Annotated in this window: 10 protein-coding genes; 3 read left to right on the top strand and 7 right to left on the bottom strand. The window is 61.7% G+C overall.

What is annotated here, in order from left to right:
- From CDO73_RS07900 to CDO73_RS07930, 7 genes are all read right to left on the bottom strand, one after another.
- On the bottom strand, positions 1 to 570 hold a 570-nt coding region (locus CDO73_RS07900), incomplete at its 3' end, for a hypothetical protein (RefSeq protein WP_088487981.1).
- Positions 571 to 594: 24 nt separating this feature from the next.
- Entirely contained in the window at positions 595 to 2,940 is a 2,346-nt protein-coding gene (locus CDO73_RS07905; protein WP_088487982.1) for a universal stress protein, read from the bottom strand.
- Positions 2,941 to 2,986: 46 nt separating this feature from the next.
- Positions 2,987 to 3,556: a potassium-transporting ATPase subunit KdpC gene (gene kdpC, locus CDO73_RS07910; protein ID WP_088487983.1), complete on the bottom strand. Its 570-nt coding sequence runs from the start codon at positions 3,554 to 3,556 to the stop codon at positions 2,987 to 2,989.
- Between the two features lie 117 nt (positions 3,557 to 3,673).
- Positions 3,674 to 5,704 carry a potassium-transporting ATPase subunit KdpB gene (kdpB, locus tag CDO73_RS07915; RefSeq protein WP_088487984.1) on the bottom strand — a complete coding sequence of 677 codons (2,031 nt, stop codon included), beginning with the start codon at positions 5,702 to 5,704 and terminating at the stop codon, positions 3,674 to 3,676.
- Positions 5,705 to 5,758: 54 nt separating this feature from the next.
- Positions 5,759 to 7,432 (bottom strand): potassium-transporting ATPase subunit KdpA, encoded by a 1,674-nt coding sequence (gene kdpA, locus CDO73_RS07920; protein ID WP_088487985.1) that lies wholly within the window; start codon positions 7,430 to 7,432, stop codon positions 5,759 to 5,761.
- A gap of 15 nt (positions 7,433 to 7,447) precedes the next feature.
- Positions 7,448 to 7,528: a K(+)-transporting ATPase subunit F gene (kdpF, locus tag CDO73_RS27425; protein ID WP_088487986.1), complete on the bottom strand. Its 81-nt coding sequence runs from the start codon at positions 7,526 to 7,528 to the stop codon at positions 7,448 to 7,450.
- A gap of 106 nt (positions 7,529 to 7,634) precedes the next feature.
- Complete coding sequence (locus CDO73_RS07930) at positions 7,635 to 8,063, bottom strand: hypothetical protein (RefSeq protein WP_088487987.1); 429 nt, start codon at positions 8,061 to 8,063, stop codon at positions 7,635 to 7,637.
- A gap of 451 nt (positions 8,064 to 8,514) precedes the next feature.
- Between CDO73_RS07930 and CDO73_RS07935 the strand changes: the two genes are divergently transcribed.
- From CDO73_RS07935 to CDO73_RS07945, 3 genes are all read left to right on the top strand, one after another.
- Complete coding sequence (locus CDO73_RS07935) at positions 8,515 to 11,229, top strand: DUF4118 domain-containing protein (RefSeq protein WP_088487988.1); 2,715 nt, start codon at positions 8,515 to 8,517, stop codon at positions 11,227 to 11,229.
- Complete coding sequence (locus CDO73_RS07940; protein WP_088487989.1) at positions 11,219 to 11,923, top strand: response regulator; 705 nt, start codon at positions 11,219 to 11,221, stop codon at positions 11,921 to 11,923. Before CDO73_RS07935 ends, CDO73_RS07940 begins: the two co-directional genes overlap by 11 nt.
- Before the next feature lie 173 nt (positions 11,924 to 12,096).
- Complete coding sequence (locus CDO73_RS07945; protein ID WP_088487990.1) at positions 12,097 to 12,546, top strand: Lrp/AsnC family transcriptional regulator; 450 nt, start codon at positions 12,097 to 12,099, stop codon at positions 12,544 to 12,546.
- Positions 12,547 to 12,665: the final 119 nt, after the last annotated feature.

Consider the following 12,665-nt stretch of genomic DNA (forward strand, 5'->3'; position numbering starts at 1 on the left):
GGCCGTGGGTCGGCGTCCGACGCATGCGCGCTCCGATGCGCGGGGCAGGGCGCGCGGTAACGGGTCCGGGTGATAGGGGAGGGGGGGGGGATGCGGCGCGAGGCGGCCGGCCGGGCAGCGGGGCGACGCAGCAGCGGCGCACTGCTCGGCGCCGTGCGCCGAGCCTCGGGCGGCCAAGCCGCCCAGCAGGCCGGCCGCGCCCAGGCCGAGCAGCAGGCGCGCCCCGGCCCGGCGCGCTTCGAGCGCCGCCCGGAGGTCGGCCAGCGCGCGGCGCAGCAGCGCGTGCTGCTCGGCGTGGCGTTCCGCCGCGCTCCCGCGTTCGGCCGCGGCGGCGGCCGACGCTTCTTCCGGCGTCAAGCCTCGCAGCCGGGCGAAGCAGGCGCTCCAGCGCACGAGGTCCGCAGGCGCGAAGCCTTCGGAGATCAGGCAGACGCCGTAACCGGCGGCGGCCCCGCAGGACAGCTTCAGCAGGCCGTACCGGCGGATCGCTTTGCGCGGCTCGTTTTCCCGCGGTTCCATCACAACGTCAAACGCAAACATTTCGATACCGGACAACCTTCTTTCGCTCATCCTGCTTCAGTTCCTCCTTTTGCTTCATTCGCCCTGCTTCACCTGCGCGGCGTGGTCGAAACGGGCGACCATCAGCAGGTCCATATGCCGCGCCGTTCGCAGCAGCCGGCGGGTCAGCGAACCGAACAGCAGCCGGTAAGCGGCCGAACGCCGGGTCTGGCCGAGGATCAACTGCGTGCAGCGGCGGGCGTCCGCCCGGGTCAGCAGTTCTTCGTGCAGACGGCGCGTCGGTACGCGTTCGCCCAGATCGAACGTTCCGCCGAGCCGCCGGGTCAGCCGCCGAAGCTGCTCGATGCGTTCTTCGGTCTGGTCGATCGGGCAGCTTCCGTCCGGAATATAGCAGACGTACCACGGAGCTTTGAGCCGGTACGCGATCCGGAAACCGCGCCGGATCAGCCGCTCGGCGTTCGGGCTGAGCGTCACGGCGACGAAGATCACTTCTTCGCGCCGCCACGGTCCGCGCAGCGACGTTTTGCGTTCCCACGATTCCAAGCGTTCGTCCACGTCGTCCGCGATCTCCCGCAGGGCAAGCTCGCGCAGCGCGATCAGATTGCCGGTCTTGAAAAAGTTCCCCAGCGCCTGATCCACTTTTTCCCGCGCATAGATTCGTCCTTCCCGCATGCGTTCTTGAAGGGCTTTCGGCGTGACGTCGATCAGCTCGACCTCGTCGGCGAGGCGGAGGATGGAATCCGGTACCGTTTCCCGTACCCGCACGCCGGTCAACTGCTCGACGTTGTCGTTGAGGCTTTCCAGATGCTGAACGTTCATGGTGGAGATGACGGAGATGCCCGCGTTCAGGATGCGGATGACGTCTTCGTAGCGCTTTTTGTTCAGACTGCCCGGGACGTTCGTGTGTGCCAGTTCGTCGACCAGCACCACTTCCGGGTTGCGGGCGATGATCGCGTCGGTGTCCATTTCTTCGAGCTGCGCGCCTTTGTACGGAAACACCGCGCGGGGCACGAGTTCGAGGCATCCGACTTGCCCTTGCGTTTCTTGGCGGCCGTGCGTTTCCAGCAGTCCGATGACGACGTCGATATTCTTTTTGAGCAAAATATTGCCTTCCCGCAGCATCGTATACGTCTTGCCGACGCCCGGCGCGGCTCCGATGTAGACCTTGAAACGTCCGCGCTTGATCTCTTCGATCTTGCGTCCGGCCTGTTCTTCGCTGAGGCGGCGGTAAGGACCGGCGGGGTCGCGAAGCGGTTCTTTGCGTTTGGTCGGCAGGATGCGTTCGCCGCCGCCCGCGGTGCTGTCGGCCACGACGAACACGTCGACGTTGCGGGTGCGCTTGACGACTTCGGCGACGATCGAACCGCGCAAGAACTCCTGCGCCCGCGTTTGGTTGGAATGGCCGATCACGATGCGCGAGATATTCTGCTCCAGCGCCAGCCGCACCAACGTCGAAGGAATTTCGCGGCGCGAACGGATCTTGATCTCGTGCAGTTTCGCGCCGATCTTCTCGCACAGCTTGCGGATCGAGCGCCGGAATTCTTCGCGTTCGCGGCCCAGCTTCTCGCCGGGATTCACGAACGTGACGACGGACAGCTCGCCGCCGAGCCGCTGCGCGATCTGCTGGCCCCGGCGGATATGGATCGACCCGTTCCAATGGTACTGCGCGGACACCAGAATATGCTCCGCCGTGCCGGACGCTCCGATATAGCCTTGTTCGTCCCGGTATTTGAGCAGCGTTCCGTTCACGCCTTCGGCGACCAGCCGCAGCGTCAATTCGCGCAGCACGCCGATATTTCCTCGGTTGAACAAGTTTTTGTCTTTCACTTTCTTGAGCAGGCCGTCTTCGATCCGCGCCAGCAGCGCTTCGGGCGTGACGTCGATCAGCCGCACTTCGTCCGCCAGCTCCAGCGTATCGGCAGGAACCGTCTCCTGTACTTCGATGCCGATCAGCTTGCGCGCCATCTCGGTCACGCCTTGAAGCTCGTAGACGTTGACGGTCGCGATCACGCTGATGCCTTTTTCCAGCAGCAAACGAATATCGTCCAACCGCGTCTTGTTCGGCGCGCCGGGGCGGTTGCGGTGAGCGAGCCCGTCGGTCAGCAGCACCTCGGGATTGCGCTTCAGGATCGCGTCCAGATCGAGGTCTTTGCGTTCGCCGCCGTCGGCATGCCGCCAATGGATGCTCGGAATCCGGTCCAGCCCTTCGAGCTGTTCCATCGTTTCCGGCCGCTGCATGGTCGAGACGGCGCATAAGGCGACGTCGACCCCTTGATTTTTGAGCGTCTGACCGTCCCGAAGCATATGATACGTTTTGCCGGAGCCGGAGATGGCCCCGATGATGATCTTGAGCCGGCCGGTGTACAGCGCATTGATCGACTTCAGTATTTCCTCCGGCGATTTTCTTTTGAAATCAGGCATATCGATCGTCTTCCTTCCGATTCCGCTCGTATTTCCCGCGCCGCGCTTACTTCCGCGCCGCCTGCACGTCCAGATTCAGCTCCAGCACGTTGACGGCCGGTTCGCCGAACAAGCCGAGCGAGCGGCCCTGGGTATGGTCGGCGATCATCTTGCGCAGCTCGTCTTCGGAGATTCCGGTGACTTTGCTGACGCGGGGGACCTGAACTTCGGCGGCCTGCGGACTGATCTGCGGATCGAGACCCGAGCCGGAGTTGGTGATCAGATCGATCGGGACTTCGGATACCGGCACGTCGGGATTTTCGGCTTTCCACGCAGACAGCGATTCTTCCGCGCGCTTCAGCAGCTCGGGATTCGACGGCGCGTAGTTCGGGCTGCCCGAACCGTTCGCGTCGTAGTCGATGCTCGATACGCGGCCGTGGAAATAACCGGGTTCGGTAAAGCTCTGGCCGATCAGCTTGGAACCGACGACTTGGCCTTCGGCGTTCTTGATCAGACTGCCGTTGGCTTTGTCCGGCGCGGCTGCTTGAGCCACCGCCCAGACGGCAAGGTTATAGACGATGCAGCAGACGACGGCTATGGTCAACGTCGTGCGCAGCGTAACCCAGATGATTCGCATAGAAATTCTCCTCCGTTAAATGAAGGCACGCTGCCGGGGTCGGGAGATTCCGCGAGCCGGGCAGAGTGCCGAGATAGGACAAACGGTAATTCGGGGCCGCCGTTATCGATCCGACGGTCAGATGAAGAGCTGCACCGCAAGGTCGATCAGCTTGATGCCGACGAACGGGGCGACGATTCCGCCGAACCCGTAGATCAGCAGATTCTTGCCGAGCAGACGGCTCGTGCTCATCGGTTTGTACGCGACGCCGCGCATCGCCAGCGGGATCAGCAGCGGGATGATGATCGCGTTGAAGATCAGCGCGGACAGAATGGCCGACAGCGGCGAGTCCAGCCGCATGATGTTCAAAGTCTGCATCTGCGGGATGGCGATCATGAACATGGCCGGAATGATGGCGAAATATTTGGCGACGTCGTTGGCGATGCTGAACGTGGTCAGCGCGCCGCGCGTCATCAAGAGCTGCTTGCCGATCGCGACCACTTCGATGATCTTCGACGGGTCGGAGTCCAGATCGACCATGTTGGCCGCTTCTTTGGCGGCGACCGTGCCGCTGTTCATGGCGATGCCGACGTCGGCCTGCGCCAAAGCGGGCGCGTCGTTGGTTCCGTCGCCGGTCATGGCGACCAATTTGCCTTCCGCTTGTTCGCGGCGGATGACCGCGATCTTGTCTTCCGGCTTGCTCTCGGCGATAAAGTCGTCCACGCCCGCTTCGCGGGCGATGGTCGCCGCCGTCAGCGGATTGTCGCCGGTACACATGATGGTCTTGATGCCCATGCGGCGCATCTGTTCGAAGCGTTCTTTCATGCCGGGTTTCACGGTATCTTTGAGGTAGATCAAGCCGTAGATGCGGCTGTCCACCGCGACGGCCAGCGGCGTGCCGCCCGCCGTCGCGATCGCGTTGCTCGCGGCGTCCAGATCGTCGGGAACGCTGCCGCCGCGCGAGCGAACCCATTGTTTGACGGCGTCGACCGCGCCTTTGCGCACGATGCGGCCGTCTTCGAGATCGATGCCGCTCATCCGGGTCTCGGCTTTGAATTCGACGAATTCGCCGCCGTCGCCCAAGTTTTCGTCATAGGAGAATCCGTTCTTTTTCATCAGTTCCAGCACGGAACGGCCTTCCGGCGTCTCGTCCTTCAGCGAACTGATCGCCGCCCAGTAGGCGGTCTCTTCTTCGCGGATGCCTCGGACCGGCACGAATTCGCTCGCCATCCGGTTGCCGAAGGTGATGGTACCGGTCTTGTCGAGAATGATCGTATTGATATCGCCGGAAGCTTCGACCGCTTTGCCGGACATGGCGAGGACGTTGAACTGCGTGACCCGGTCCATGCCCGCGATGCCGATCGCGGACAGCAGCCCGCCGATCGTGGTCGGGATCAGGCAGACGAGCAGGGCGATCAGGATCGGAATCTCCATTCGGATGTTCAAGAAGTCCGATAGGAACGGCAGCGTGACGACGACGATCATGAAGATCAGGGTCAGGCTGACCAGTACGGTATTCAGCGCGATCTCGTTCGGCGTTTTCTGGCGCTTGGCGCCTTCGACCAGCGAGATCATCCGGTCGAGGAACGACTCGCCGGGATCGGCGGTGATGCGGACTTTGATCCGGTCGCTGACGACCTTCGTGCCGCCCGTTACGGAGCTGAAATCGCCGCCCGCTTCCTTGATGACGGGAGCGGATTCGCCGGTAATCGCCGATTCGTCGACGGAAGCGAGCCCTTCGACCACTTCGCCGTCGCCCGGGATCAGTTCGCCGGCCGCGACGACGACGAAATCGCCTTTGCGCAGTTCGGAAGCCGGCACGACCTTGATCGCGCCGCCGCTGCCGAGTTTATTGGCGCTGATATCTTTTTTGGTTTTTTTGAGCGAATCGGCCTGCGCTTTGCCCCGGCCTTCCGCCAGCGCTTCGGCGAAATTCGCGAACAGCAGCGTCAGCAGCAGGATGACCGCCGTAACGATATTGAACCAGCGAGGTACGGTCCCGCCGAACGCGCCCGGCGCGAAGCACAGCAGCAGCGTGATCAGGAAGCCGATCTCCACGACGAACATGACCGGATTGCGGGCCATGATGCGCGGATCGAGTTTGACGAACGACTGCTTCAAGGCGCTGCTTGCGATCTCGCCGCTCAACATGCTTTTTTTCTTATCCATAAATCAGCGTCTCCATTTCGTAAGTTGAATAAGGGATTCCGCGGCTGCGAGGCGTCACAGCGTCAACTGTTCGGCGATCGGTCCCAACACGACGGCCGGGAAGAAGGTCAACGCGCCGACGATCAGCACGATGCCGACGAAGACCGCGCCGAACATGGCCGTATCCGTGCGGAACGTCCCGGACGATTCCGGGATCGGCTTCTTGGCCGCCAGCGAACCGGCGACGGCGAGCAGCGTGACCATCGAGAGATAACGGCCGAGGAACATGACGATGCCGGTCGAGACGTTCCAGAACGTGTTGGCGTCGCTCAGTCCTTCGAAACCGGAACCGTTGTTGGCGGCGGACGACGTGTATTCGTACAGCGCCTGCGTCAACCCGTGGAAGCCGGGATTGGAGATCGTCTCCGGATGGGTCGCCAGCGCGATCGCCGTCGGAACGAGAATCAGGAACGGCTGAATCAGCAGCGTGACGGCGATCAGCTTCATCTCTTTGCCTTCGATCTTGCGTCCGAGGAACTCCGGCGTGCGTCCGACCATCAGGCCGGACAAGAACACGGCGATGATCGCGTACATCAAGACGTTGACGAAGCCTACGCCCATGCCGCCGAATACGGTATTCAGCATCATGTTCGCCAGCGGAACGAGTCCGCCGATCGGGGTCAGCGTGTCGTGCATCGTATTGACGGCCCCGGTCTCGGCAGCCGTGGTGATCACGGAATAGAACGCCGATTGCGTTTCGCCGAAACGGACTTCTTTGCCTTCCATCGAACCTTGCGCATGTTGGACGCCGAGGGCGTTCAGCACCGGATTGCCCGCGCTTTCGGCCGTGAGCGAGATGCCGGTCATCACGATCAGTATCACCAGCATGGACACGAACAGCACGCGTCCTTGTTTGATCGAACCGGCCATTTTGCCGTAAGCGAAAGGCAGCGCGGTCGTCACCAGCATCATGAGCAGAATCTGAAGCAGATTGCTCAGACCGCTCGGATTCTCGAACGGGTGCGCCGAGTTGACGCCGAGGAAGCCGCCGCCGTTGTTGCCCAGTTCTTTGATGGCGAGGAACGAGGCGATCGGTCCGCGGGCGATGGTCTGCTGCGCCCCTTCGAGCGTCGTGACCGTCGCGGCGGGTTCGAACGTCTGCGGCACGCCCATGAACACGAACAGCAGGGCCGAGACGAACGCGACCGGCAGCAGCACGCGGGTCAACGCGCGGATCAAGTCGACGAAGAAATTGCCCGCTCCTTTGCCGGTCAATCCGCGAATGAACGCCATGACCAGCGCCAGGCCGGTAGCCGGAGAGACGAACATGGCGAATACCAGTACGCTGGCCTGCGACAGATACGACGCGCCGCTCTCGCCGCTGTAATGCTGAAGGTCGGTGTTCGCCATGAAGCTGATCGCGGTATTGAAAGCCAATGACGGTTCCATATTCGGGATGCCCGCCGGATTGAGCGGCAGCATGCCTTGGAAGCGAAGGACCAGATAGATCAGGAAGATCATGACGGCATTGCTGCAAATCAGCGAGGCGGCGTAAGTCTTCCAGCTCTGATTCTCTTCGCGGATGCCGCCGATGCGATAGATAAGCCGTTCGACCGGTCCGAAGACGCGGTTCAGTCGGCTGCCGGAACCGTAATCGAACGCCGCCGCCAGATATAAGCCGACCGGCTTGGCGAGCGCCACGACGATCAACAGCGTAACGAGTATGGCGATGATGCTGAGTGTAGTCACGAAATCTCCTCCAAATTAGAACTTCTCGGGATGAATCAGCGCGTAGCAGAGATACAGGAACAGCAGGGTAACGAGGCTTGCGAGCAGCCAGATCATCGGCCGTCACTTCCTTCCGAAGCGACTTTGCCGGACCAGACGGACAAGCCGAGCGCGATCAGAGTCAGCAGCGCCATCAAGGCGATCATCAGAATGTCGGTCATGTTCAACCTTCCTTTGGTTCAAAGTTTGTCGGGATCAGGAAGCCTACGTCGTCGGCATGCGTGCATAGAACGTAAGAAGCTCCCAATCGCTTGTACAGTCCGGCGGAAACGGAACTTTGCGCGATGACGTACACCGGCGCGCAGATTCGATCGGTCGCGAACTGAAGGTAACTGCAGGTGTGACGAAGCGTATCTTCGAACAAATACACCGCCTGAACCGGGAACGGGGGAAGCTCCGACTCGTCGGATGCGATGCCGGGACACAGAAGCGTATGAACGCCTTGTTTCGCCCAGCGTTCCTTTTCGATGAGGTCGTCGGTCAGTACGGCTACCGGGATTCCGTGACGTTCCAATTCCGCGCGGAAATTTCGGGCGGCGGCGCTTGCGCAAGGGACGGTCAGCAGAGCGTAACTTTCGTTTTCGTCTTTCATATCGGGCTCCTGATCTTGTTGAGAAGTGACCGGCATCGTGGGTGCGGTGAGAAACGCACTTACGATGCGGAAGCGGTCTTTTGCGGCTCGGCGGTTCCGTTCTCACTTCGGAACCGCCCAGCCTGATTTTCAGGCCGCCCGGCGCTTGGTTCACGTTCCGTATCTTAGTCCTGTGCCGCCGACCTGTAAAACCTCCCGCAAGCGGTAGGAAGCGGCCTGCCGACGTCTGGGGCGGCTGCGGAATGCCGAGAAGCTCAATCTTTCGTTTGCTCTTATTTACTCTTTAATTCTCCGTTTTACGTTCATTTTTACGGTATTTTTACGCCTTTTTACGCGATCTTTATGCGTTTTTTATGCCTTTTTCGCCGCTTGGTTTGGCTATTGATTCGCTGCGTGATCTATAATTGAAGCAGAGGAACACAAGCGGGCTGCGGCCGACGGGAGAGCTGACATGAGACAGGCGGAAGAAAGCGGAATGCGCAGAGGCAGATTGACTTTGTTTATGGGGGCCGCGCCGGGCTCCGGCAAGACGCAGGCGATGCTCCGAGCGGCGATTCGCGAAGCGGAGTCGGGCATTTCGGTACGCTGCTCGGTGTCCGGCGCGGAAGCGCATTACCCGGATACGCTGGCGCTGCTGCAAGAAGCGTCGCTGCCCGCGGCGCCGGAGATCGGCGGGGATCTGGATACGGAAAGACTGTTGGAGTCGAATCCGCGGCTCGTGATCGTGGACCGGCTGGAAGCGCGCAATTCGGTTCGTTCGGTACGCGCCAAACGGTATATGGACGTCGAGACGCTGCTGCACAACGGCATCGACGTGTACGCGGCGCTCAACATCGGCCATGTGGAGAGTCTGAACGCGTTGGCGGGACGCATCATGGGACGCGAGCTGCGCGAGACCGTTCCCGACGCTTTCGTCGAACAGGCGGACGTGCTGCGGATCGCGGACGCGCCGCCCGACGAGATCCTGCGCCGAAGCGGGAGCCGTACGGTCGACGAAGGCGCTTTGTCCGCGCTGCGGGAGATGCTGTTTCGCTTCGCGGCCGAACGGATGGACAGCCGGCTTGACGAGTATCTGAACAACCGCCGCGGCGATTCTTCCGGAGGAGGGAGCGTTGGTCCGTGGCCGGTGGCGGAGAAAGTCATGGTCGCGGTCGGTTCCGGACCGTCCACGGAAGAGCTGCTGCGAATCGGCAGACGGACGGCCGCCGCGCTGAAAACCGGCTGGATCGCGGTGCATGTGCGTACGCCAGAAAAGGCATTGAATGCCGGCGCGCGCAAGCAAAACGACGCCGAGCGCCATCTGCGGCTGGCTCAAGAACTGGGCGCCGAGACGTTCATGCTGGACGGCCGCCGGGCGGAAGAAGAACTGCTCCGCTTCGCGGAGCGGCAGAACATTCGGCAGATCATCGTCGGCGAGACGCTGCGTTCGCGCTTCGGCGCAAGACTGCGCGAAACGCTGGCCGAGAAACTGATCCGCGGCAGCCGAGGGATTCATATCCGCGTGGTGCCGAGCGAAGCGGGAACGGCGATCGTCCGATCGGAGCGCAAAGAACGGACAGAGGCTCCGTACCAAGCAGGGTTTCAGCGAGGGTTCGTCTATGCGTCGATCACGCTGCTCACCGCGGCGCTGACACTGATTCTGCACCGGTACGCCGCCGTGCTGGAGATCGTCAACGTCGCGCTGATCTACCTTTTCCCCGTCTTGTTGAGCGCGGTATACGGAGGACTCGGACCGTCGCTTTATGCGGCGGTGCTCGGCATGCTGACGTTCGATTTCTTCTTCATCGAGCCGCAGCTCAGCTTCACGGTCGCCGATCTGCGTTATCTGATCTCGTTCGCCGTCTATCTGTGCGTCGCCGGATTGACCGCCACGCTGGCCGGTCGGCTCAAACAGCGGGCGCGCGAGGCGCACCAGCGCGAAGCGCATACGGCTTCGCTGTACGCGTTCAGCCGTCAGATCGGGAACGTGGCGGACGTCTCTTCGCTGCTGAACGGGGTAACGCGTCAATTGACCCAGACGATCGGAGCGGAGACTTCGGTCTATATGCCTGACGAATCCGGCGCGCTGCGCCGCGTGCATGCTTCGGCGCAGACGGCGGAAGAAGGCGAACGGGCGCGCGAAGAAGAAGTCGTGGTGCGCATGGTATACGAGGACGGGGAAGAAGCGGGACGAGGTTCGAAGACGCTGCGCGAACTGCCGGGGCTGTATATGCCGCTGCGGACGGAAGACCGGATTTACGGCGTGCTGGCCGTGCGTCTTCCGAAGCGGGAAGACGGAAGCGACGGCCGATTGAGCCGCGAGCAGAGACGCCTGCTTCAAGCGTTATGCGACCTGGCCGCCGCCGCGATCGCGCGATTCAAATTGGCGGAAGAAGCCAAGCTCGCCCATCTGACGGCCGAATCGGAACGGCTGCGCACGGCGATTCTCGATTCGGTCTCGCACGAGCTGCGCACGCCGCTTGCGACCATCATCGGTTCGGCGACGGGATTGATCGAGAACGACGAACTGTTCTCTCCGACAGACCGGATGGAGCTGCTGGAGACGATCCGGGGCGGAGCGATGCGAATGAATCGGCTGGTCCAGAACCTGCTGGGCATGGTGCGGCTGGAGAGCGGCATGCTCACGCTGCGCCGCGAATGGTGCGACGTGCAGGATCTGGTCGGCGTCTCGATCGCCCAGATCCGCGATCTGCTCGGCCGCCGCAAGCTGAACATCTCGATTCCCGACGATCTGCCCATGCTGCGAGGCGACGAAGTGCTGCTGGAGCAGATGATCGGCAATATCCTCGGCAACGCGATCAAATACGGTCCGGAAGACAGCGAGATCGGAATCGCGGCGGAGGCGGACGAAGGCAGGCTGACGCTGAAGATCTCGGACGAAGGGCCGGGACTGACGCCGGGCGAAGAAGGGCGCATTTTCGAAAAGTTCTATCGTTCGGGTGCCGCGCAGCACGTGTCCGGCACCGGTTTGGGACTTGCGATCTGCAAAGGCGTGGTCGATCTGCACGGCGGCGATATCGCGGCCGAGTCGAGACGGGACGGACGGACCGGTACGATCGTCACCGTCTCGCTGCCGCTGCCCGAAGAATCTTCGGCGCAAGCCGAGCGGCGCCAAGCATCCTTGGAAGAAAACGACGAAGAAAGAGGCGAGCGAGATGACGAATGAAACGGCGGCGGGCGCCCGCATTCTGGTCGTGGACGACGAACCCCAGATCCGCAAGCTGCTCCGGGTGACGTTGGCCGCGCACGGTTATGCCGTACAGGAAGCAGAGACGGGAGAAGAAGGCGTCATGCAGGCTTCGCTGTCTCCGCATGATCTGATCGTACTGGATCTGGGACTGCCGGACCTCACGGGCATGCAGGTCTTGGAGCGGATTCGGGAATGGTCGACGGTCCCGGTTATCGTGCTCACGGCCAAAGACCAAGAGCGGGACAAGATCGCCGCGCTCGACGCGGGCGCGGACGATTACGTGACCAAGCCTTTCGGTATGGGCGAATTGGTCGCGCGGATCCGGGTCGCGCTTCGCCATACGGTCAAATCGGCCGAAGAACCGGTCATCCGCAGCGGGAACTTAAGCATCGATCTCGCTCAGCGCGCCGTCGAACGGCAGGGCGAGCGGGTAAAATTGACGCCTACGGAATACGATTTGCTCAAGACGCTGGCTTCCCATGCGGGCAAGGTGGTGACGCAGCGTCAGCTCCTTCAGAAAGTGTGGGGCAGTCAGCACGACGAAGGGGACAGCCACTATTTGCGGATCTATATCGGGCATCTGCGCAAGAAGCTGGAAGAAGATCCGTCCCAGCCGCGATTAATCGTAACCGAACCCGGAGTCGGATACCGTTTCATCATTCAAGAGTGATATAATAAGGAGGAGGGGTTCGAAACTGCAACCGGCAAAATGTCGAAGACATAAGATCGGGTACGCGCTTCCGGCTCGCATTGGGGAGAGCCTGCGGCAATCATGCGTGCAAGTTCTGCTTGCCGAAAGCAAAATAAATTTACGTTATACAACGTAGTTTAGGGGGACTAAGGTTGGACGATTTGGATGTGAAGATTCTGAGGTTGCTGCAAGAGAACGGACGGATGAATGTCACCGCCTTATCCAGCGAATTGTCGCTAAGCCGTCCGAGCGTGGCCGAACGTCTGCATCGGCTCGAAGAGCGCGGCGTCATCGAAGGGTATACCGCCCGCATATCGCCTCCGGCCGTCGGCCGGGATACGCGCCTCGTCGTGCAAATGACGGATCTGCGGGTCAGCCCGCAGCATTTCGAACAATGGGTGCAGAGTCAGCCGGATATCGTGGAATGCCATCGGGTGACGGGTCACGCGGGTTATTTCCTGCAAGCGACCGTGGCCGGAACGCCGGGCTTGCGCGAACTGGTGAATCACTTGATGGATTTCGGCACCGTGCAGACGTCCGTCGTTCTGGCGACGCCGGTAGCGAACCGGCCGATCCTGCCGCCCGGCTTGGCGGCGAATTAAGAAGGTCCGGAGAGGAGAAGGAACGGGCTTGCGATTCGGAGGGCGTTCCCTTCTCCGCGAACGAACAAATCGCCGACGTGCAGGGTTGCTTCGGCCTTGTTCGACAAGCTGCCTTGTGA

The sequence above is a fragment of the Saccharibacillus sp. O23 genome (genome assembly GCF_002205895.1).
Lineage (GTDB): Bacteria > Bacillota > Bacilli > Paenibacillales > Paenibacillaceae > Saccharibacillus.

Coding starts and splice junctions, on each gene's coding strand:
- CDO73_RS07940 (WP_088487989.1), top strand. CDS start 11,219: ATGACGAATGAAACGGCGGCGGGCGCCCGCATTCTGGTCGTGGACGAC.
- kdpB (WP_088487984.1), bottom strand. CDS start 5,704: ATGGATAAGAAAAAAAGCATGTTGAGCGGCGAGATCGCAAGCAGCGCC.
- CDO73_RS07905 (WP_088487982.1), bottom strand. CDS start 2,940: ATGCCTGATTTCAAAAGAAAATCGCCGGAGGAAATACTGAAGTCGATC.
- kdpC (WP_088487983.1), bottom strand. CDS start 3,556: ATGCGAATCATCTGGGTTACGCTGCGCACGACGTTGACCATAGCCGTC.
- CDO73_RS07930 (WP_088487987.1), bottom strand. CDS start 8,063: ATGAAAGACGAAAACGAAAGTTACGCTCTGCTGACCGTCCCTTGCGCA.
- kdpF (WP_088487986.1), bottom strand. CDS start 7,528: ATGATCTGGCTGCTCGCAAGCCTCGTTACCCTGCTGTTCCTGTATCTC.
- CDO73_RS07935 (WP_088487988.1), top strand. CDS start 8,515: ATGAGACAGGCGGAAGAAAGCGGAATGCGCAGAGGCAGATTGACTTTG.